Origin of the sequence: Bacteroides sp. 1001136B_160425_E2, assembly GCF_015559655.1 — a bacterium.
Lineage (GTDB): Bacteria > Bacteroidota > Bacteroidia > Bacteroidales > Bacteroidaceae > Bacteroides > Bacteroides luhongzhouii.
Genome location: NZ_JADMQH010000013.1, coordinates 41424 through 63634 on the forward strand (window position 1 = coordinate 41424; position 22211 = coordinate 63634).

The 22211-nt window shown below is 42.4% G+C and carries 16 protein-coding genes; 5 read left to right on the forward strand and 11 right to left on the reverse strand.

What is annotated here, in order from left to right; genetic code table 11:
* Positions 1 to 63: 63 nt before the first annotated feature.
* Entirely contained in the window at positions 64 to 2094 is a 2031-nt protein-coding gene (gene uvrB, locus I2I04_RS14175) for an excinuclease ABC subunit UvrB (RefSeq protein ID WP_143259779.1), read from the forward strand.
* A gap of 342 nt (positions 2095 to 2436) precedes the next feature.
* Here the strand turns inward: uvrB and I2I04_RS14180 are convergent, their stop codons facing one another.
* Positions 2437 to 3138 (reverse strand): SGNH/GDSL hydrolase family protein, encoded by a 702-nt coding sequence (locus I2I04_RS14180; RefSeq protein WP_185911500.1) that lies wholly within the window; start codon positions 3136 to 3138, stop codon positions 2437 to 2439.
* 347 nt (positions 3139 to 3485) lie between these two features.
* On the opposite strand from I2I04_RS14180, the gene I2I04_RS14185 reads away from it, so the two are divergent.
* From I2I04_RS14185 to I2I04_RS14195, 3 genes are all read left to right on the forward strand, one after another.
* The gene (locus tag I2I04_RS14185) at positions 3486 to 4292 is read left to right on the forward strand and encodes a KilA-N domain-containing protein (protein WP_143259781.1); all 807 of its coding nucleotides are present in this window, start codon (positions 3486 to 3488) and stop codon (positions 4290 to 4292) included.
* Positions 4293 to 4295: 3 nt separating this feature from the next.
* Positions 4296 to 4772: a hypothetical protein gene (locus tag I2I04_RS14190; protein WP_143259783.1), complete on the forward strand. Its 477-nt coding sequence runs from the start codon at positions 4296 to 4298 to the stop codon at positions 4770 to 4772.
* 272 nt (positions 4773 to 5044) lie between these two features.
* Positions 5045 to 5473 carry an Hsp20/alpha crystallin family protein gene (locus I2I04_RS14195; protein ID WP_004300008.1) on the forward strand — a complete coding sequence of 143 codons (429 nt, stop codon included), beginning with the start codon at positions 5045 to 5047 and terminating at the stop codon, positions 5471 to 5473.
* Positions 5474 to 5594: 121 nt separating this feature from the next.
* On the opposite strand, the gene I2I04_RS14200 is transcribed toward I2I04_RS14195, so the two are convergent.
* The 5 genes from I2I04_RS14200 to I2I04_RS14220 all read right to left on the reverse strand — a co-directional run bounded on the left by I2I04_RS14200 (position 5595) and on the right by I2I04_RS14220 (position 11567).
* Positions 5595 to 6710 (reverse strand): ABC transporter permease, encoded by a 1116-nt coding sequence (locus I2I04_RS14200; protein WP_195655300.1) that lies wholly within the window; start codon positions 6708 to 6710, stop codon positions 5595 to 5597.
* A 76-nt stretch (positions 6711 to 6786) separates the two neighbouring features.
* Positions 6787 to 7890, reverse strand: a complete 1104-nt coding sequence (locus tag I2I04_RS14205) for an ABC transporter permease (RefSeq protein ID WP_195471015.1) — start codon at positions 7888 to 7890, stop codon at positions 6787 to 6789.
* Positions 7891 to 7892: 2 nt separating this feature from the next.
* The gene (locus I2I04_RS14210; protein WP_143259788.1) at positions 7893 to 9362 is read right to left on the reverse strand and encodes an ATP-binding cassette domain-containing protein; all 1470 of its coding nucleotides are present in this window, start codon (positions 9360 to 9362) and stop codon (positions 7893 to 7895) included.
* Between the two features lie 17 nt (positions 9363 to 9379).
* Complete coding sequence (locus tag I2I04_RS14215) at positions 9380 to 10291, reverse strand: HlyD family secretion protein (protein WP_117683529.1); 912 nt, start codon at positions 10289 to 10291, stop codon at positions 9380 to 9382.
* 16 nt (positions 10292 to 10307) lie between these two features.
* Entirely contained in the window at positions 10308 to 11567 is a 1260-nt protein-coding gene (locus tag I2I04_RS14220; protein WP_195655301.1) for a TolC family protein, read from the reverse strand.
* A gap of 160 nt (positions 11568 to 11727) precedes the next feature.
* On the opposite strand from I2I04_RS14220, the gene I2I04_RS14225 reads away from it, so the two are divergent.
* On the forward strand, positions 11728 to 12624 hold the full coding sequence (locus I2I04_RS14225; RefSeq protein ID WP_195471009.1) for an AraC family transcriptional regulator: 897 nt from the start codon (positions 11728 to 11730) through the stop codon (positions 12622 to 12624).
* A gap of 3 nt (positions 12625 to 12627) precedes the next feature.
* Here I2I04_RS14225 and I2I04_RS14230 read toward each other — a convergent pair whose 3' ends face one another.
* From I2I04_RS14230 to glmS, 5 genes are all read right to left on the reverse strand, one after another.
* Positions 12628 to 13674: a mannose-1-phosphate guanylyltransferase gene (locus I2I04_RS14230; RefSeq protein ID WP_143259796.1), complete on the reverse strand. Its 1047-nt coding sequence runs from the start codon at positions 13672 to 13674 to the stop codon at positions 12628 to 12630.
* Positions 13675 to 13878: 204 nt separating this feature from the next.
* Positions 13879 to 17106: a carbamoyl-phosphate synthase (glutamine-hydrolyzing) large subunit gene (gene carB / locus I2I04_RS14235; protein ID WP_195655302.1), complete on the reverse strand. Its 3228-nt coding sequence runs from the start codon at positions 17104 to 17106 to the stop codon at positions 13879 to 13881.
* A 74-nt stretch (positions 17107 to 17180) separates the two neighbouring features.
* The gene (gene carA, locus I2I04_RS14240) at positions 17181 to 18329 is read right to left on the reverse strand and encodes a glutamine-hydrolyzing carbamoyl-phosphate synthase small subunit (protein ID WP_143259800.1); all 1149 of its coding nucleotides are present in this window, start codon (positions 18327 to 18329) and stop codon (positions 17181 to 17183) included.
* A gap of 27 nt (positions 18330 to 18356) precedes the next feature.
* Positions 18357 to 20240, reverse strand: coding sequence for an amidophosphoribosyltransferase (locus I2I04_RS14245; protein ID WP_143259802.1), 1884 nt, complete (start codon positions 20238 to 20240; stop codon positions 18357 to 18359).
* 19 nt (positions 20241 to 20259) lie between these two features.
* Positions 20260 to 22104, reverse strand: coding sequence for a glutamine--fructose-6-phosphate transaminase (isomerizing) (gene glmS, locus I2I04_RS14250; protein WP_143259804.1), 1845 nt, complete (start codon positions 22102 to 22104; stop codon positions 20260 to 20262).
* Positions 22105 to 22211: the final 107 nt, after the last annotated feature.

Consider the following 22211-nt stretch of genomic DNA (forward strand, 5'->3'; position numbering starts at 1 on the left):
GGAAAAATGATTTGTTATCTCGATTATTTTACCGAATATTGCTCCACTTTTTAGGATTTAACTATGAATTATGAACTAACATCAGCTTATAAACCTACCGGGGATCAGCCGGAAGCGATAGCACAACTGACTGAAGGGGTACTTCAGGGGGTTCCCGCACAGACTTTACTGGGAGTGACCGGGTCGGGAAAAACATTTACCATTGCCAATGTGATCGCCAATATCAACAAACCCACGTTGATTTTGAGCCATAACAAGACATTGGCTGCCCAACTCTATAGTGAGTTTAAAGGATTCTTCCCCAATAACGCGGTAGAATATTACGTTTCTTACTATGACTATTATCAGCCGGAGGCCTATCTCCCGAGCAGTGATACTTATATAGAGAAAGATCTTGCCATCAATGACGAAATCGACAAGCTTCGACTCGCAGCCACTTCTGCCCTACTCTCCGGACGAAAAGACGTGGTAGTGGTTTCTTCCGTATCTTGCATCTACGGTATGGGAAATCCTTCGGACTTCTACAAAAATGTCATTGAAATAGAACGAGGACGGATGATGGACCGTAATGTGTTTTTACGTCGTCTGGTAGACAGTTTGTATGTCCGCAATGATATCGACTTGAACCGTGGCAATTTCCGCGTTAAAGGTGATACCGTGGATATCTATCTGGCTTATACCGACAATCTGCTCCGTGTCACCTTTTGGGGGGATGAGATTGATGGCATAGAAGAGGTAGACCCGATCACAGGAGTCACCATTGCTCCATTCGACGCCTATAAGATTTATCCGGCCAATTTGTTTATGACGACCAAAGAGGCAACTCTCCGTGCTATCCACGAAATAGAAGATGATCTAACCAAACAAGTGGCATTCTTCGAGTCTATCGGTAAAGAATATGAAGCCAAACGACTATATGAACGGGTGACTTACGATATGGAAATGATCCGGGAGTTAGGGCATTGCTCCGGAATTGAGAATTATTCCCGTTATTTCGACGGTCGTGCTGCCGGCACTCGTCCTTATTGTCTGCTCGATTTCTTTCCGGATGATTTTCTGATTGTCATTGACGAAAGCCACGTAAGTGTACCCCAAATCCGTGCGATGTACGGAGGAGACCGTGCACGTAAAATCAATCTGGTGGAGTATGGTTTCCGATTGCCTGCGGCTATGGACAACCGTCCGTTGAAATTCGAAGAGTTTCAGGAAATGGCGAAACAGGTAATTTATGTCAGTGCCACACCGGCAGATTATGAATTGATTCAGTCTGAAGGTATCGTCGTAGAGCAGGTGATTCGTCCTACGGGACTGCTTGATCCTGTCATCGAAGTGCGCCCGAGCCTTAATCAGATTGACGACTTAATGGAAGAAATCCAGCTCCGCATTGAAAAGGAAGAACGCGTACTCGTCACCACACTAACCAAACGAATGGCAGAAGAACTGGCAGAATATCTTCTTAATAATAATGTAAGATGTAACTATATCCATAGTGATGTTGATACATTGGAACGTGTGAAGATTATGGATGATCTCCGGCAAGGAATCTATGATGTGCTTATCGGAGTCAACCTGCTCCGTGAGGGACTCGATCTTCCGGAAGTGTCGCTCGTTGCTATTCTTGACGCTGACAAAGAAGGATTCCTCCGCTCCCACCGTTCGCTGACGCAAACCGCAGGACGTGCTGCCCGTAATGTAAACGGCAAGGTAATCATGTATGCGGACAGAATGACGGATAGCATGAAACTGACGATTGACGAAACCAATCGCCGCCGCGAAAAACAGTTGGCATACAATGAAGCAAACGGAATTACTCCGCAACAGATTAAAAAGGCCAGAAACTTGTCGGTATTCGGTAATGCAAAAGAGGCGGATGAACTGCTAAAAGAAAAACATGCTTATGTAGAACCTTCTACTCCGAACATTGCAGCCGATCCGGTAGTGCAGTATATGAGTAAAGCGCAAATGGAAAAGAGTATCGAACGTACTCGCAAACTGATGCAGGAAGCAGCCAAGAAACTCGAATTTATTGAAGCTGCACAATACCGTGACGAGTTGTTGAAACTGGAAGATTTGATGAAAGAGAAATGGGGGTAAAAACTCCCCCTCTTCATATCTTACACAATGATTGTCAAAGGCTGAAACTCTTAACAAAACTGTAACACAGGATTCAATCTATTAATTAGTGTTATAAAAACACCAATTAGTAGCTGATAATTTGCAAAGTTGCCGGAACTCCGTATCTTTGCATTGTGTTTTTCATAGTATTAGATTTAAGGTTAACAAAGGTTGGAGCAAGGCGTTGCTCCTTTTTTTATGTCTATACGTCATCTAAAACCTTTTCAACAACTATATCCATAGAAGTGCACATTCACAATAAATGCTGCCCAACTTGATTATCAGACAGCATTTATATTTCAAAATTTACATCAATAAACCTTAGAGCGATTTCTCTATCGCACTCTTAATCAACGGCTCCATAATATCATACCCCTCGCCTGTCGGATGAACTCCATCTTTAGTATATTGGGGATTCAAGGCCTGATTTTCATCCACCATTGCCTTATAATAATTAACAAACGGAATTTTATTAGCTTTTGCATAAGCCTCAATCCGATCATTTAAAGATTTAATTTTCTGTGGAACATCTTTTATTTCCATTCTCCATTTAAATGCAGCGGCAGGCAATACAGAAGTCAGAATCACTTTTATCTTATTTGCTTTTGCCAATTCTGTCATAGAAACGATGTTTCCAAATGTATAATCTTCATTATAAGTTTGTGTATTTTCGGCGACATCATTGGTTCCGGCATTAATCACCACTAAAGCAGGAGAAAGATTAATCACATCTTCCCGAAAACGCAACAAGAATTGATAGGAAGTCTGCCCACTGATTCCACGACCGATGTAACCGTTTGATTTGAAAAAGTCCGGATGAGTACGTACCCACCCTTCCGTAATGGAATTTCCCAGAAAAATAACCCGTTTGTCTTTCTTTGTCGCCTGTGGAAGTGCGGCATTTTGTTTTGAATAACGAGCTAAATTTCCAAAATCATTTTTCTGTGCATAGCTTTCTCCTATTGAGAAACTCAAGCAAACAATAGCCAATAACATCCATTGGCTCAATCTTCTTTTATCCATGTTTATATTAAGTATTAGTAATATGATATTTTGCACAAAGATAAAAAAAACTCCATACATAGACGCCCAAAATATCGAATAACCGTTAAGACGAAAGATGTTTTTCTTAATCTATGTTATATAACATGCTATTTTACTTGGATTATTTGCTAATTTCCCAAGAGTCCGTATCTTTGCAATGTGTTTTTCATAGTATTAGATTTAAGGTTAACAAAGGTTGGAGCAAGGCGTTGCTCCTTTTTTTATGCCTATATATTAGAAGTGAGTTTAACATACCTTGAATAAAAAGTGATATATACGTTTCTTTATTCCCAAATATAACTTTACCTTTACTGAAAAATCAGAATATGGCAAAGATTACAGTTCAGACCACAGACGTTACTATCTTAAAGATCAACGATACAGATTATATTTCTTTAACCGACATAGCTAAATACAAGACAACAGATACTAATACTGTTATTGCCAACTGGCTACGTAATAGAATGACTATTGAATATCTAGGATTATGGGAAATATTATATAACCCCCATTTTAAACCCCTCGAATTCGAGGGGTTTAGAAAAGAAGCAGGTTTAAATGCATTCACTCTTTCTCCTCAAAAATGGATAGAAACGACCTGTGCTATTGGACTCATATCCAAATCCGGAAGATATGGCGGCACTTTTGCTCACAAAGATATTGCATTCAAATTTGCAAGTTGGATTTCTGTTGAATTTGAGTTATATATAGTAAAAGAATTCCAACGTCTCAAAGAGCAAGAGCAAGCTCAAATTGGTTGGTCAGCAAAGCGAGAACTATCTAAAATTAATTATCATATTCATACTGATGCAATCAAACAGCATCTTATCCCTCAAGAAATCACTCCACAGCAAGCATCCATGATTTATGCCAGCGAAGCTGATATCCTTAATGTAGCCATGTTTGGAATGACAGCCTTAGAATGGCGTGATACACACCCTAATTTAAAAGGTAATATTCGTGATTATGCCTCAATCAATGAACTTATCTGCTTATCAAACATGGAAAATTTAAATGCCGTTTTCATAAATGAAGGTTTGACACCCAAAGACAGACTTATCAAATTAAATCAAATAGCAATTCAACAAATGAGCATACTAGAAGATATCAAAAATAAAAAGTTATTGAAATAATTTATGGAACAACAAATTCAACTCAACGACCACAACAAGCAGGAGTATCCTCCTATGCATACAGCAGAGCATCTACTCAACGCAACCATGGTGAAAGCCTTCGGTTGCCCGCGTTCCCGCAATGCCCACATCGAAAGAAAAAAGAGCAAATGTGACTATATACTTTCCTCATGTCCGACAGCGGAACAAATCCAGTCAATTGAAGAGATGGTAAATGAAGCAATTGATCAAAACCTACCTGTGACTGTTGAGTATATGACACACGAACAGGCCAAAGACATCGTAGATTTAAGCAAACTACCTGCTAACGCAAGTCCTACCCTTCGCATTGTCCGCATTGGAGATTATGACGCCTGTGCCTGTATCGGATTGCATGTATCAAATACTTCTGAAATGGGAACTTTCAAAATCATTAGCTATGACTATGACAAAGAAAGGCAAACATTAAGAATGAGATTCAAACTAATCGAGAAGAAATAGACATATTATCAAATTAATATCTATCTTATATAAAATAAATAAAAATAGGATACATTTTGTCATCATTATTGCAAAATTGGCATTATTATAATGACAAATAGACAATTTTAGTCTCAAAAATCACTTGGCATAAGGTTTGCACTTATAGAAGCGAACAACGGTTCGAGAGCGGATGACGGAAACCGGGAAAACCGGTAACCACCAGAAGTGAAAATACCGAAGTTCAAGAATAATTAACTGAATGTTTAACTTAAAGATAGGAGACTAAAATTATGATGCCTGTTAGAAGAACTCAAAGTTGGTTACCAAGTATCTTTAATGATTTCTTTGATAACGATTGGATGGTAAAAGCAAATGCTACTGCACCTGCAATTAATGTTTTGGAAACAGAAAAAGAATACAAAGTGGAATTGGCTGCTCCGGGTATGACGAAGGATGATTTCAATGTTCGCATTGATGAAGATAATAACCTCGTTATCAGCATGGAGAAGAAGACTGAAAACAAGGAGGAAAAGAAAGACGGTCGCTATCTGCGTCGCGAATTCTCATACTCTAAGTTTCAGCAAACAATGATTCTACCGGATAATGTAGACAAAGAGAAAATTGCTGCATCTGTAGAACATGGCGTTCTAAATATCGAACTTCCGAAACTCTCTGAAGAAGAAGTAAAGAAGCCAAATAGACAAATCGAAATAAAGTAATACAGTAACCACTTACTATTCACCGGAGACGGTGATGAAAAGGATCAAAAACAGCTCTCTCCCTTAAAGGGAAACGAGCTGTTTTTTTATTGTCTTTGCAGGCAATGCCGCCTTATTATCTTCAGTTGTTCTTCCGATAACTAATTACCGCCCAACTATTAAACACGACTGCAAAAAGCAACAATATTCCGAACTGCGGCAGCAAATCAAAGAAACCACTCCCCTTCAGATATATCATTCGCATCACCTCCATAAAATACCTCAAAGGATTGAATATCGTTATTATTTGTGCCCATTCCGGCATGCTGCTAATGGGGGTAAACAAACCGCTCATCAAAATCACCACCAACAAACAGAACCACATAACAAACATTGCTTGCTGCATCGTTGCTGAATAGTTGGAAACGACAAGTCCGAAACCGGACATCACCAGAACAAAAAGAACCGCGAAAAAGTAAATCAACAGAAAATGCCCGACAGGTGCTATGCCATAAATTAACCAAGCTAATATGAAACACACCGTCAGCACTAAAAAACCAATCAGCCAATAAGGCAAGAGTTTTGCCAGAATAAAAACAAACTTCGGAACCGGAGTCACATTGATTTGCTCTATTGTCCCCACTTCCTTCTCGCTAACCACATTCAATGCAGGCAAGAAACCACAAATCAAAGTCAACAACATGACCATCAATGCCGGAATCATATAGAGCTTATAGTTCAGATTCGAATTAAACAATCCCTGTGTATCAACCTGTATGGAAGGGAAAGTGCCGGAAACGGTAGCTACTTCGGGATGTTCCGAACGTAGTTCGACTGCATAATCATTAATGATAGAAGATAAATAAGAACTGCCCAGACCGCCTTTCGTTCCATTCACGGCATTGGCTGCTATCAATACATGAGCATCCTCTCCATTCATCCAGTCCCGTTCCAAGTGCCTCGGAATTTCCATCACAATATCCGCCGTTCCAATTTCAATGTTTCGAAGACCTTCTTCATACGAGGCCGGTATTTCTACCAAGCGAAAGTAAGTGGAGGCAGCAATCTTATTCACTAAACGTTGCGAAATAGCGGAATGGTCATTATCCACAATATTCAGCTGTATATTCTTGATTTCCAGATTTACCGCCCAAGGCATCAATAGCATAATCATGCACGGAAATACAAGAATCAATTTCGGAAGAAACGAATTGCGAAGCAATTGTTTAAACTCTTTTTCTATCAGGAACTTTATCATAAATAATTCTTCAGTTGGCCAATGTACCAATTGACATGCAGGATAGCACAGTCAATTGACATATCAACATATTATATTATTCCAATCTATACTTGAATTTCTTGATACTGATCGTAATAAGTACCGTCGCCATTAATAATAAGATGCCAATCTCCTTATATACCAATACAACAGGCACTCCTTCAATCATCAATTTTCGCACAGCCTGAATATACCAACGCGCCGGAAGTATATCCGAGATCCATTGAAGTATCAACGGCATACTCTCAATAGGGAAAATCATCCCCGATAAGAGCATTGTGGGCATCATCAGCATCAAACCGGAAACCAGCATGGCCGCAACCTGTGTACGCGTGATTGATGAAATCAATAAGCCCAATGCCAAGGATACGAAGATAAACAACAAAGAGACTGTTATCAACCAGAACAAACTTCCTACTACCGGAACATCCAGTACAAAGACCGAAAGTAAAAGGATGGTAATCAGATTGACAAACGACAACACAAAATAAGGTACAGCCTTTGCCAAAATAATAAATAGTGGCTTCACAGGCGAAACCAGTAATACTTCCATGGTACCCGTCTCTTTTTCACGAACGATGGAAATCGAGGTCATCATAGCACAAATCAGCATCAGGATCAAACCCATTACCCCCGGAACAAAATTATAAGCACTCTTCATTTGCGGGTTATACAACAGTTTTATATCAGGCGTTAAACGGGCAGCCGACATATTGGGCGGCATCATTTCCTGACCTACCATAGAAACAATTCCCGTCGCATAATTAACCTGCGAAGTCGACATATTCGGATCTGTCGCATCTACTACCAGCTGTACACGAGCATCACCCGTATAGAGATCATCAACAAAACGTTCGCTAAAAACAATCGCCATATCAACTTTATTCTTCAGAAAAGCAGCTTCCATTTCCTGGGGCGAATGGAAACTCGCAGTAACGGTGAAATACTCACTAGCGTCCAAACGATCAATTATTTTTCGTGTCACCACATCATTAGAAGGATCGAGTACCGCTAACCGGACATTTTTCACCTCTGTAGTGATGGCAAAACCGAATAGTATAATTTGCACAATCGGCATCCCCAACAAAATCAGCATGGTTCGCCGGTCACGGAAAATATGATAAAATTCTTTCTTTACAAAAGCTATAAACTGTCTCATAATCAATCTGCTTTACGCACCGCACTGCGGGCTAATTTCTGAAAAACATCATCCATCGTTTCCGCGCCGAATTGTTGCTTCAGACGGGCAGGTGTATCAAGAGCTTTAATCTGACCGTCCACCATGATAGATATCCGGTTACAATATTCCGCTTCATCCATATAATGGGTAGTGACAAACACGGTGATTCCCTGATCGGCTGCCTGATAAATCAATTCCCAAAACTGCCTTCTCGTAGCAGGATCTACTCCACCCGTCGGCTCATCCAGAAAAACAATTCTCGGTTCGTGGAAGATTGAAACTGAAAAAGCTAATTTCTGCTTCCATCCCACCGGAAGACTCTTCACCAGAGTATCCCGCTCGGAAGCAAGCCCCAGGCGATCCAACAATTCTTCCGTCTTCCGTTCTATCTCTTGCTCTTTCATCCCATAAATCCCGGCAAACAGACGGATATTCTCCCACACTTTCAAATCTTCATACAGCGAAAACTTCTGACTCATATATCCGATATGCTTCTTTACTTGTTCAGCCTCCCGGAAAATATCATATCCTGCCACCTTTCCTATGCCCGATGTCGGTTTGCTCAATCCGCAAAGCATGCGCATAGCTGTAGTCTTTCCGGCTCCATTGGCACCCAAGAAGCCAAATATCTCTCCCCGATTCACCTGAAAGGAGATATGATCTACCGCTGTAAAATTGCCAAAACACTTTGTCAGTTGCTCCACCTCAATGACCGGAGCGGTTCCATGTCTCACCTCCTCCCGTTCTAAAGAAGGAGGACAAAGGATGGACGCAAATTGCTGAAGAATACGCTCGGGGGTATCAATGCCATGAATCTTTCCATGATTGATAAAAGCAATCCGGTCACATTGCCGGGCTTCATCCATGATGGGAGTAGAAACAACAATAGTAATACCCTGTTCCCGCAAGTTCCGAAGCATTTGCCAAAATTCCTTGCGCGACACAGGATCCACCCCGGTAGTGGGTTCATCCAGAAATAAAATATCCGGTTTATGGATCAAAGCACAACTCAACGCCAGTTTCTGCTTCATACCACCCGACAAGGCCCCTGCCCTTCTTTTCCTGAACGGTTCTATCTGCTGATAGATATCTTTAATTAAATCATAGTTCTCCTGAACAGTCGTATGGAATACGGTTGCGAAAAACTCCAGATTCTCCTCTACTGAAAGATCCTGATAAAGTGAAAAACGACCGGGCATATATCCCACCTTCGTACGAATCTGTTTATAATCTGTTGCCACATCCAGTCCACCGATCGTGGCCGTTCCCTTATCTGCCAGCAGCAAAGTAGTCAGAATACGGAATAGGGTACTCTTACCGGCACCGTCAGGACCTATCAGCCCAAAGATTTCTCCCCGTTCTACAACAAAAGAGACCTCTTTCAGCGCTTCCACCGTTCCATAGCTCTTGCCGACTTCTTTCACAACCACTATGGGTGCATCCTTCTCCATCTCCTTGACTTTAATTTTTAATCTTCACTCTTTAATTTTACTCCGCCATACATACCAATCTTCAATGCTCCGTCATTCTTCACCGCAATCTTCACCGCATAGACCAGATTAGCACGTTCATTCTTCGTCAGAATTGTTTTGGGAGTGAATTCCGAACGATCGGAAATCCATGTCACTTCCCCCGGATAAGCTTTCTGCTCCGAGTTGCCATAGTCAGCATACACAGTCACTTGATCTCCCAGTTTCACTTTTGACAACTGTTCAGAAGTAATGTAAGCCCTCAAATACATACGATCCACTTCGCCCACCTTAAATAAAGGCTTGCCAATAGCCGCCAATTCACCGGCTTCCGCATATTTAGCCAACACCGTACCTTCGATAGGTGACTGGATATGACATTTATCCAATTGATCCTCCACTTGCGCTACCTGTATAGCAACCGAATTACCTTGTTCTGTAAGGCTATTCGTACTATTACGCAACGATGATTCCTGTGCGACGAGCTGCCGTTCGAGTAATTTGACTTGCGCATCCCAATCATCCAGTTGTTTCTGATTGGCCGCACCTGCAGCAAGCAAGTTTTCCACCCGTTTCCTCTCACGCTCTGCCGTGACAATTTGCTGCTTGGTAGCGGCAATCTGTTTGGCAAGATCAGGACGCTGGTTTTCTACTGATTTCATACTGGCTTCCAATTGCAGTTTCTTTAAATACAATTGTACCGTATCTACCAAACCGATCTCCTCACCCGCTTTCAGCTTTGTTCCCTCTTCTACTTCCAGTCGTAGCAATTTTCCGGCAGCCTCGGCGGACACTATTACTTCCGTAGCTTCAAATGTACCGGTTGCGTCATAATCAGGTGTTCCATTTCCGCAGGCAGATAACATCATCAACGTTATCCCCCACATTCCTATTTTTGTTATTCTTTTCATATCCGGAGAAGTTATATTAATAATTCGTTGTATATTTCAATTGATAAATTCCCATCAACCGTTGAATCTCATGCATGGCTTTCGACTGACGCGCCAAGCTCTCATTGGTCAGTTCACGTAACATTTCAGTCACGGTCAACGTTCCATTTGCCACCTTTGCTTCGGCAGCTTTACGGATATTCGTACGCAACCGGATAATTTCATCATCATCCCGCATTTGCTTCTCCAAAGAACGGATAGCCTGATCCTGCTGTGTCATTTCCAGTCTTGTATTGAAAAGGAATACATCCCGGTTATTATCCAGTTGCTGCCTTTTCTTCTCGATCACCCGACGGTCATTTTTCAAAGTATACAGACTACCGAAATTCCATGAAAGCCGGACACCTGCCATATAATAAGGAGAGAATTCATTCTTCAGCATATTCAATCCGGGATTTCCATAAGCCCCCTGTACAAACAGTCCGAACTGTGGAAGATGACGCACACTCAAAGCCTTCTCCTGCACTTGCAGTCCGGCTCCCTGTGCATCAAACAAAGCCAACTCCGGGCGACGAATCTCACTGACAGCCGAAACCATACTTTGAGGTACAGGTTTCTCCAGCACCGTCTCCGGAGACAGCGCTTCTCCTACCAACAGTGAAAGCATTTTCAAATAAGCTGCACGTGATGATACTAAATCCACTCTTTTCTGTTTGGTATTCAACTGCTCCACTTTCACTGCATCCAGATCAGCCTGATTGGCTATTCCATTTTCCACATAAGCAGTAATCTGACGATAATTTCTCTCTAGTTCATCTTGCAACAATGTATTTTGTTTGATTTGTTCATCCAGCAGGAGAATTCCAAAATAAAGATCGTTCACGCGGTTGTTCAGCGCATACATATCTACATTCAGTTTTTCTTTCTCCACTTCAGCCTCTGCAATCGTCTGCTTCTTCTGCATACGGATTCCTCCTCCGTCCCATATCTTCTGTTGCAACTCCAACATTACCAGATATTGGTCTTTGGACAATCCTTTTAAATCTACTCCGGGAAGTTTTACCGGAATTTCTGTTACATCACTCTGATAAGAGGCCTTAGCCGAAAGAGCCAATTGAGGTAAATATCCCTTGGCTGCATTTTCCAGGTTATATTCCTTTGTCTTCTCCACTAAGCCATACTGATGTACCAGCGGGTAATTATCCTGCGTCTTCCGCTGACATTCTTCCAATGTAATCTGCGCATACGCTCCTGCTACATACAGTAAAAAGGAGAGACTGAAAATCATTCTTTTCATATCCATCATTTCTTTGGTTTCTTCGAAAGACAAAGATAAGTATTTCAAAGACACTGGTCGTTTCCAAAAGTTGGTAAATATGTTCTATTAGTTCGAAAAATAGAAAAAAGCAAATAAATATGCTGCATTTTATTACCTTTGCCGGAAAAGAGAGAAGAAAATGGAACAAAAAGAACCGATAGAGTTAGCACTTAAATTATTAGACAATCTCAATATTGTCCGGCATAACGAGTATCGCTATATATCTTCTGATTTCGGGTTCGTCAATAGCTTTGTGAAGATGGAAACGACTCTTTTCTCACTCGGTCAGCCGTATCGTATTAAAGAAGGGCGCATTGCATTCGTCAAACAAGGTTCTGCCCGAGTTCTCATTAATCTGATTGAGCATATCATCCAACCGGGATACATTTCAGTAATCGCCCCCAATTCTATCATTCAAATTATAGAAATATCTCCTGATTTTGATATGCAAATGATGGCAGCCGATCATGATTTCCTTCCTATACCCGGAAAAGATGATTTTTTCTCTTACCTTCTCCATCATCAGAAAAATATCTTATTGTTACTACTTCCACAAGAGCAGCAACAAGTGAAAAACTATTTCACTTTGATATGGGGAGTATTGCAGGAACCGACATTCCGCAAAGAAGCTATACAACATCTTTTGGTCAGCCTTCTCTATTATTTAGCATATATCGCTCAAAATAACATTGAGCTGAATCCTGTCCAGTTGACAAGGCAGGAAGAGATTTTCCAACGTTTCATCTCTCTTGTCAATACGCACAGTAAAAAAGAGCGTAACGTGAATTTCTATGCGGACAAGCTATGTCTCACTCCGCGTTATCTGAACACTGTCATCCGACAGGCCAGTCAGCAAACAGTAATGGACTGGATAAACCAGTCCATTATACTAGAAACAAAAGTATTGCTAAGACATAGCAATTTGCTCGTTTATCAAGTTTCTGATGAATTAAATTTCCCTAATCCTTCTTTTTTCTCGAAGTTCTTTAAACGAATGACAGGAATGACACCACACGAATATCAGCAAACGAAATAATCTTTATTTCGAGAACTCTTTAATCCGTTGCTCCTCTTCCAGTTTACAAATTAGTAATGTATTATCTTTCTCTGCGATGATATATCCATCTAACCCTTGAACAACAACTCGTTTTTCTTCGCTGGCATGCACAATACAATTCTTACTGTCATACAAACGTATATCGGTTCCTACCGTAGCATTTCCCGATTTATCCTGTGGCAAAAGACCGCGAAGTGCTCCCCATGTGCCTAAATCCGACCAGCCGAAAGAAGCTGGCAAGACGTAAATCGCCTCCGCTTTTTCCATCACCGCATAGTCGATAGAAATACTTTCGCAAGTTGGGAATAACTTTTTGATTGTTTCATTTTCTTTTTCCGTATAGAAATCCGGGAAAATACGATCAAAAATTTGTGCGATACCCGGAGCATATACACGCATCACGGAAGTGATAGTACGCACGTTCCACACAAAGATTCCCGCATTCCAGAAGAAACTGCCTTCCGACAAATACTTTTCTGCTGTCTCTTTATCGGGTTTTTCCTTAAATGCGTCCACCGTATAAATTTCTTTATCAGTCTGAAGCTGGTTGGCAGCAGCAATATATCCGTAGCCGGTCTCCGGACGAGTCGGCCGAATACCTATTGTGACAATAGCACTGCTATCATCTGTGAAGCGAAGCGCTTTCTCCATCACTCTACGGAACTCGCGCGTATCAATGACTAGTGCATCCGAAGGAGTTACTACAATGTTAGCACCGGGATGCTTCTTTTTGATTTTCCAACAAGCAAACGCGATACAAGGCGCAGTATTTCGTGCACAGGGTTCTGCTAAAATATTACTTTCCGGAATTTCCGGCAACTGCTCCCGAACAATATCAATATATTTTTCAGAAGTTACCACCCACATATTTTCTCTGGGGCAAACACCATCAAACCGATCTGCCGTCAATTGAATCAGTGACCGGCCACATCCCATTACATCAATAAATTGTTTAGGACATTCCGGAGTGCTCATCGGCCAGAAACGGCTCCCTATGCCACCAGCCATTATTACAACATGATTATCCATACCTATCATTCTCCTGTTAAAAAAATGTTATTTAAATAAGTGCGCAAGTTACATTAAAATGTCCAAAACAACAAATAAAGCCCAAGAGTATTTAATTTTCCAACTGAATAATCGGAAAATTGTATTTCTACAATAACAGACAAAGGCCGCTCCCCAATAATAGGAACGACCTTTGTCTTTTCATCTCAATAAGATATAATCATCTTATTTATATTCTGCCCAGCTCTTGATAGCAATATCATCAACACTCATCGTACAGAAGGCATTGATAAACGCACTGGCCAGACGAGCGTTCGTAATCAACGGGATATTCAAGTCGATGGCAGCACGACGGATTTTATACCCATTATTTAATTCTCCGGCTGTCAGATTCTTTGGTATATTGACTACCATATCTATTTCCTTGGTATGAAGCATCTCCAACGCCTGCGGATGTCCCTCTTCACTCGGCCAATATACATGAGTACTTTCAATGCCATTCTCTGCAAGCGTTTTATGTGTACCACCCGTCGCAAAGAGTTTGTATCCCTTATTCACCAGCATACGAGCCGCATCCATCATATCCGCTTTTTGCTTCATCGTGCCCGTGGAAAGCAGGATATTCTTTTTCGGAATACGATAGCCTACAGAAAGCATTGCTTTCAATACAGCACAAGAAGTATCCATACCGATACAACCTACTTCACCGGTGGAAGCCATATCTACTCCCAATACCGGATCCGCTTTCTGCAAACGGTTGAAAGAGAACTGTGAAGCCTTGATTCCGACATAATCCAGTTCGAAGAGATTCTTTTCCGGTTTTTCGACAGGCAGACCGAGCATAACCTTAGTTGCCAATTCGATAAAATTGATCTTCAACACTTTGCTGACAAACGGGAAAGAACGACTGGCACGCAAGTTACATTCAATCACCTTGATATCATTGTCTTTCGCCAAATACTGAATATTAAACGGACCGGAGATATTTAAAGCCTTGGCAATCTCACGGCTGATACGCTTAATACGACGAACAGTTTCTACATATAGCTTCTGTGGCGGGAACTGAATAGTCGCGTCACCGGAGTGTACTCCCGCAAATTCGATATGCTCACTAATAGCGTATGCCACGATTTCGCCATTCTGCGCCACGGCATCCATTTCTACCTCTTTGGCATGTTCGATAAACTGACTTACTACCACCGGATGTTTCTTCGATACATTGGCTGCCAATTTCAAGAAACGCTCCAGTTCTTCCTGATTGGAACAAACATTCATCGCAGCTCCCGAAAGCACATAAGACGGGCGAACGAGTACGGGGAAACCTACTTCTTCGACAAATTCATGGATATCTTCCATAGAGGTCAACTCACGCCAACGGGGTTGATCCACCCCGATACGATCGAGCATGGCAGAGAATTTCTCACGGTCTTCAGCATTGTCGATACTCTTAGCACTTGTACCGAGAATATTAACCTTCTGTGCGTCCAGACGCAAAGCAAGGTTATTCGGAATTTGTCCGCCAGTAGACACAATTACCCCATGCGGATTCTCAAGCTCCAGAATATCCATCACGCGTTCGAAAGTCAATTCGTCAAAATACAAGCGATCGCACATATCATAGTCCGTAGATACAGTTTCAGGATTATAATTAATCATCACGCTGCGCCATCCTTCTTTACGAATAGTATTCAAAGCCTGCACTCCACACCAGTCGAATTCTACGGAAGAACCGATACGATAAGCACCGGACCCCAGTACGACGATGGATTTATGGTCGCCCAAGTAATGCACATCATTCGCCACACCGCTATAAGTAAGATACAGATAATTGGTTTGTGCCGGATATTCGGCTGCCAAAGTATCAATCTGCTTCACAACCGGAAGAATACCCGCCTCTTTACGGTGTTTGCGGACATAAAGAATACCATCCTCCATATCACCTTCGTAGCCGATGGCACGGGCAACCTGAAAATCAGAGAAACCTTGAACCTTAGCTTTACGAAGCAATTCGTTCGGCAGATCGACAATCTGTTTGTGGTTGTTTCCCCAGCTATGCAGTTTCTCGGAAGTCTGCATGATATTCATCAATTTCTGAAGGAACCATTTATCAATCTTAGTCAGTTCATGCACCTGGTCGATGGTGTAGCCGGCACGAAAAGCCTTCGAGATAACAAAAATACGTTTATCAGTCGGTTCGCGCAAAGCCTTGTCGATATCGGAAATAACTAACTCCTTGTTTTCTACAAATCCGTGCATTCCCTGTCCGATCATGCGGAGACCTTTCTGGATAGCTTCTTCAAAAGTGCGCCCGATGGCCATCACTTCACCGACAGATTTCATAGAAGATCCCAATTCTTTATCTACGCCGTGGAATTTACCCAAATCCCAACGTGGAATCTTACATACTACATAGTCCAGTGCCGGTTCGAAGAAAGCAGAAGTAGTCTTTGTTACAGAGTTCTTCAGGTCGAAGAGTCCGTAACCCAGTCCCAATTTGGCCGCAACAAAAGCCAGCGGATAACCGGTTGCCTTAGATGCCAAAGCCGATGAACGGGAAAGACGGGCATTTACTTCAATCACCCGATAATCTTCGGATTCGGGGTCGAAGGCATATTGCACATTACATTCGCCCACAATACCGATGTGGCGGATGATACGTATTGCCAGCTCCCGGAGTTTATGATATTCTTTATTGGTAAGTGTCTGTGATGGAGCAATAACGATAGACTCACCGGTATGAATACCCAGCGGGTCGAAGTTTTCCATATTACAAACAGTGATACAGTTATCGAAGCGGTCACGTACTACTTCATATTCCACTTCTTTCCAACCACGAAGAGATTTTTCCACCAATACCTGCGGAGAGAAAGAAAATGCCTTTTCTACCAAAACATCCAATTGCTGTTCATTATCACAGAAACCGGAGCCCAAGCCTCCCAAAGCGTAAGCAGCACGAACAATCACGGGATACCCCAGTTCTTTTGCTGCGCGACGCGCATCTTCCGCGTTTTCTACAGCTTCACTCTTAATGGTCTTTACATTGATCTCATTCAATTTCTGAACGAAAAGTTCACGATCCTCGGTATCCATAATGGCCTGTACCGGAGTGCCGAGCACCTTCACATTATATTTTTCAAGAATACCTTCTTTGTACAATGCCACTCCACAGTTCAAGGCTGTCTGACCACCAAACGCCAGCATAATACCTTCCGGTTTTTCTTTCTGAATCACTTTCTCTACAAAATACGGAGTCACCGGGAGGAAATAGATTTGATCCGCCACTCCTTCGGACGTCTGTACCGTAGCAATATTAGGATTGATAAGAATTGTTTCAATGCCTTCTTCTTTCAAGGCTTTGAGTGCCTGCGAACCGGAATAGTCAAACTCACCGGCCTCACCGATCTTCAGGGCACCGGAACCCAACAGCAATACTTTCTTTATATTTTCTTTCATTGATTCTACTTTCTGGTTCACCACAGATTACGCAGATTGACACAGTCTTTTTAATAACCGATGGTGAATATGAATTACAATAGTTTTACAAATTCATCGAACAGGAATTCCGTATCCGTAGGTCCACTCGCTGCTTCCGGATGGAATTGTGCAGAAAACCAGGGGTTTCTTTTATGCTTGATTCCTTCGTTAGAGCCATCATTCATATTGATAAATAAGGGTTCCCAATCTGCGCTCAACGTATTATTGTCTACAGCATAACCGTGATTTTGTGAAGTGATGAAGCAACGTTCCGTACCTACCATACGCACCGGTTGGTTGTGGCTACGGTGACCGTATTTCAATTTATAAATCTTGGCTCCTCCCGCTTTCGAAAGCAGTTGGTTACCCATGCAGATTCCGAAGATAGGCAGTTTCTCGTTTGCCATTGCCTTGCGGATATTCTGCACCGCAGCATCACAGGTATCCGGATCCCCCGGTCCGTTGGAAATAAACAGTCCGTCATACTTAAATCCGTTATAATCATAATCCCAAGGTACACGAATCACCTCAACATTCCGTTTCAGCAGACAACGAATGATATTAGTCTTCACACCGCAATCTACCAACACCACCTTTTTAAGTTGTGAGTTAAAACCTGAAAGTTGAGAGTTGAGCTGCTCAACAGGAGTCGTTAATGAGAAAGAATGAGAGGTTCCGTCAGGAAGATAAGAGATTATTTCTTTGCAACTTACTCTGTCTACATAATTAATACTTTCATAATCTTCCATTTTCAATTCATCGTTCTCCACTTCATCGAAAACGATTTTCCCCATCATTACTCCATGTTCACGAAGCACTTTAGTCAGCTCGCGCGTATCAATGCCTGTAATGCCGGGAACTTGCTCCCGTTTCAACCAGTCGCCGAGACTTTCCACTGCGTTCCAATGGCTGTATTCATAAGAATAATCACTTACGATAATCGCTTCCGCATGAATCTTTTCACTTTCCATGAAAGTGGCAAGTCCATTCGGCTCGATAGTGAAAGGAGGAACACCGTAGTTACCTACCAAAGGATAGGTAAGCGTCATCAACTGTCCGGCGTATGAAGGGTCAGTGAGGCTCTCCGGATATCCGGTCATGGCAGTATTAAACACTACTTCGCCCGCCACCGGCTTCTCGTAGCCAAACGACTTACCGGAAAACCGGCTCCCGTCGTCAAGGATTAATGTCACATTTCTCATTCTTATTATTGAATCGTTGTATGGTTGTTAGAATTGATACATTTGTTCTATATAGTCGATGAACGCCCGGTTCACCATTTTCACACCTCCCGGTGTAGGGTAGTTGCCGCTAAAATACCAGTCGCCTTTATGATGCGGACAAGCTTCGTGCAATCCCTCCAACGGTTGATAGACGATTTCCACTTTCGCCTTGGTTCCCTTGGGTGTCAGCAGTTCCACCATTTTGGCTGAGATTTCCTCATCAGTGAACGGAGCATAAATGTCTTTCACATAGTTTACCATCTGCTCTTTCGGCAGTCCTACCTGCTCTTTCGACTTACGATATGCGGCCGCAATCACATCTTTCATATCCCGTTCCTTTAAAAGTTCGACAGCAGCCCTGAAGGCGATAAACTCGCTCATCTTTGCCATATCAATACCGTAATAGTCAGGATAACGCACTTGCGGAGAAGAAGATACAATGACAATCTTCTTCGGACCGAGGCGGTCGAGAATACCGATGATACTTTGTTTCAGCGTAGTACCACGCACAATGCTGTCATCGATAATCACCAGATTATCGACACCGGGTACAAGACTTCCGTATGTAATATCATACACATGGGCAGCCAAATCATTACGGCTGTTTCCTTCGGCGATGAACGTACGGAGCTTAATATCCTTGATTGCCACCTTTTCGCTGCGAATGCGACGGGAAAGAATAACTTCCAGTTCTTCCATATTCGGGTTATGGCCCAATGCAGCGATCTGCTGCACTTTCTCTTCATTCAAGTAATCATCCAGTCCCTGCAACATTCCGTAGAAAGCAACCTCCGCAGTGTTGGGAATAAAAGAGAAAACCGTATGATCGATGTCATTATTGATTGCTTTCAGTATTCTCGGAACCAACTTTTCGCCCAACCGTTTCCTTTCTTTATAAATATCGACGTCACTGCCACGGGAGAAATAGATACGTTCGAAAGAACAGGCCTGATTTTCGCGCGGCTTATTGATTTGCGAAGTACGTATCTTACCTTCTTTGCTAATCAGCAACGCCTGCCCCGGTTGCAGTTCCTTGATTTCCTCAAACGGAACATTCAAAGCTGTCTGGATAACCGGACGTTCGGAAGCAAGAACAGCTATCTCGTCATCCTGATACCAAAATGCAGGCCGGATGCCCCACGGGTCGCGAATAGCGAAAGACTCACCGCTTCCGGTCAATCCGCAGATAACATACCCCCCATCCCATTCGCGACTGGAAGTACGCAGTACGTTTGCCAAATCAATATGTTCTTCTATATAATGCGTGATGCTCATACCCGTAAGCCCTTCGGCTTCGGCAAGATTGAATACACGCTCCACTTCACGGTCAAGACGGTGTCCCACCTGTTCCAACATGATATATGTATCGGCATATTTACGCGGATGCTGGCCAATGGCAGTGATACGGGCAAATATTTCGTCCACATTCGTCATATTGAAGTTTCCGCAAAGAGCGAGATTCTTGGCACGCCAGTTATTTCTTCTTAAGAATGGATGCACATAAGAGATGCCGGATTTTCCTGTAGTGGAGTAACGAAGATGCCCCATATATACTTCCCCGGCAAAAGGCAGGGTCCGTTTGGCATACGCAGCATCATGTAACTGTTCGGGAGTGAGATCCTTAAAATTGTTTTGAACATTTTCAAAAATCTCCGTAATAGCCCCGGAACCTAAAGCACGTTCACGAAACATATATTCTTCACCCGGATTCGCTTCCAGTTTCACACATGCCAGTCCCGCACCTTCCTGTCCACGGTTATGTTGTTTCTCCATCAACAGGTAGAGTTTATTAAGACCGTACATCCATGTTCCGTACTTTTTCTCGTAGTACTCCAACGGTTTAAGCAAGCGTATCATGGCAACGCCACATTCATGTTTCAATTGTTCCATCTATATACTATTTTAACTTTCACTCTACCGTTACCGACTTCGCCAGATTTCTCGGCTGGTCTACATCCATCCCTTTACATACCGCAATGTGATAAGCAAGAAGCTGGAGAGGTACCGTCGTAATTAACGGATCGAGACACTCTATTGTTTCAGGAAGTTCGATACTGCAATCGGCGATCTTGCTGATAACCGTATCTCCCTTCGTAACGAACGCAATCACTTTTCCTTTCCTCGCCTTGATCTCCTGAATATTACTTAGCACTTTTTCGTACAGTCCATTCTGCGTAGCAATCACCACTACCGGCATTTCCGCGTCAATCAGGGCAATCGGTCCGTGTTTCATCTCGGCAGCCGGATAACCTTCGGCGTGAATATACGATATTTCTTTCAATTTCAACGCACCTTCCAATGCAACAGGATAACTATATCCGCGTCCCAGGTAAATAAAATTATGCGCATACGTGAAAGTTTTCGATAACTCCGCCAGGGTATCATTCAGTTTCAGCACTTCTTTCATCTTCTCCGGAATATGATTTAATTCCCGTACAATTGAAAGATAATGCTGTTCGTCAATTGTTCCTTTCGTTTTGGCAAGCGTCAATGCCAGCATTGCCAACACAGTGACCTGTCCGGTAAACGCTTTGGTGGAAGCGACTCCGATTTCCGGACCTACGTGAATATACGAACCAGTGTGAGTGGCACGGGGAATAGAAGACCCGATAGCATTGCAAATACCATATATAAATGCTCCGCGGCTTTTTGCCAATTCCACAGCAGCCAATGTATCCGCAGTCTCACCACTTTGGGAGATTGCTATCACTACATCCTGTCCGTCAATCACCGGATCACGGTAACGGAATTCGGAAGCATACTCCACTTCCACCGGTATGCGGCAGAAACTTTCAATCAGATGCTTTCCAATCAGTCCGGCATGCCAGGAAGTTCCGCAGGCAACGATAATAAACCGCTTGGCATTCAACAACTTTTCCCGATGATCGATCACAGCGGAAAGTACCACATTGTCGGCTTCCACATTGATACGTCCGCGCATACAATCATGAATACAATCGGGCTGTTCGAAAATCTCTTTCAACATAAAATGCGGATATCCCCCTTTTTCCAGCTGGCCGAGATTAAGCTCCACTTTTTTAATTTCAGGTGTCATTTCAACATTACTCAAATTGACCACCTTCAGTTCTTTCCCCAGATGGAGAACAGCAATTTCTCCGTCTTCCAGATAAACCACCTTATCTGTATATTCTACAATCGGAGTGGCATCCGAAGCAAGGAAGAACTCGTCCGCTCCAATCCCCACTACCAGCGGGCTACTCTTACGGGCAGCAATAATCTCATCAGGATGCTCTTTATCAAGAATCGCAATCGCATAGGCACCAATCACTTCTCCCAACGCCAATTGAACGGCTGTCAGCAAACTGACTTGATTAGTGACTTTCATGTATTCTATTAATTGAACAAGGACTTCGGTATCTGTACTACTTTTAAAAATATAGCCTCTGGCTTGAAGTTTTTCTTTGAGAACGGCGTAGTTTTCAATAATACCGTTATGAATGAGAGCGAGCTTTTCGGAAGAAGAGTAATGAGGGTGGGCGTTAGCGGAACAAGGTTCCCCGTGAGTAGCCCAACGAGTATGGGCAATTCCGATTGTACCGGAAATATCTTTTTGCGTGACGAAATTTTCAAGATCGGAGACTTTTCCTTTCGTCTTATACACATTTAACTGTTGGTCATCACTAATAATTGCTACCCCCGCGCTATCATATCCACGATACTCCAGTCGCTTCAGCCCTTTTATAAGGATAGGGTAGGCTTTTCGTTTACCAATATAGCCTACTATTCCACACATATTATAATATTTTTATTTCGACTGCAAATATACACATTCCAAATAACATAAAGACAACAAAAAGCATATTTATTTGACAGAAATGCATAAAAAAGTTACAAACACAT

What these genes read in the sequence shown, in the direction of transcription:
- uvrB (WP_143259779.1), top strand. Translation starts at nt 64, where the DNA reads ATGAATTATGAACTAACATCAGCTTATAAACCTACCGGGGATCAGCCG.
- I2I04_RS14180 (WP_185911500.1), bottom strand. Translation starts at nt 3,138, where the DNA reads ATGGATAAAAGAAGATTGAGCCAATGGATGTTATTGGCTATTGTTTGC.
- I2I04_RS14185 (WP_143259781.1), top strand. Translation starts at nt 3,486, where the DNA reads ATGGCAAAGATTACAGTTCAGACCACAGACGTTACTATCTTAAAGATC.
- I2I04_RS14190 (WP_143259783.1), top strand. Translation starts at nt 4,296, where the DNA reads ATGGAACAACAAATTCAACTCAACGACCACAACAAGCAGGAGTATCCT.
- I2I04_RS14195 (WP_004300008.1), top strand. Translation starts at nt 5,045, where the DNA reads ATGATGCCTGTTAGAAGAACTCAAAGTTGGTTACCAAGTATCTTTAAT.
- I2I04_RS14200 (WP_195655300.1), bottom strand. Translation starts at nt 6,710, where the DNA reads ATGATAAAGTTCCTGATAGAAAAAGAGTTTAAACAATTGCTTCGCAAT.
- I2I04_RS14205 (WP_195471015.1), bottom strand. Translation starts at nt 7,890, where the DNA reads ATGAGACAGTTTATAGCTTTTGTAAAGAAAGAATTTTATCATATTTTC.
- I2I04_RS14210 (WP_143259788.1), bottom strand. Translation starts at nt 9,362, where the DNA reads ATGGAGAAGGATGCACCCATAGTGGTTGTGAAAGAAGTCGGCAAGAGC.
- I2I04_RS14215 (WP_117683529.1), bottom strand. Translation starts at nt 10,291, where the DNA reads ATGAAAAGAATAACAAAAATAGGAATGTGGGGGATAACGTTGATGATG.
- I2I04_RS14220 (WP_195655301.1), bottom strand. Translation starts at nt 11,567, where the DNA reads ATGAAAAGAATGATTTTCAGTCTCTCCTTTTTACTGTATGTAGCAGGA.
- I2I04_RS14225 (WP_195471009.1), top strand. Translation starts at nt 11,728, where the DNA reads ATGGAACAAAAAGAACCGATAGAGTTAGCACTTAAATTATTAGACAAT.
- I2I04_RS14230 (WP_143259796.1), bottom strand. Translation starts at nt 13,674, where the DNA reads ATGGATAATCATGTTGTAATAATGGCTGGTGGCATAGGGAGCCGTTTC.
- carB (WP_195655302.1), bottom strand. Translation starts at nt 17,106, where the DNA reads ATGAAAGAAAATATAAAGAAAGTATTGCTGTTGGGTTCCGGTGCCCTG.
- carA (WP_143259800.1), bottom strand. Translation starts at nt 18,329, where the DNA reads ATGAGAAATGTGACATTAATCCTTGACGACGGGAGCCGGTTTTCCGGT.
- I2I04_RS14245 (WP_143259802.1), bottom strand. Translation starts at nt 20,240, where the DNA reads ATGGAACAATTGAAACATGAATGTGGCGTTGCCATGATACGCTTGCTT.
- glmS (WP_143259804.1), bottom strand. Translation starts at nt 22,104, where the DNA reads ATGTGTGGAATAGTAGGCTATATTGGTAAACGAAAAGCCTACCCTATC.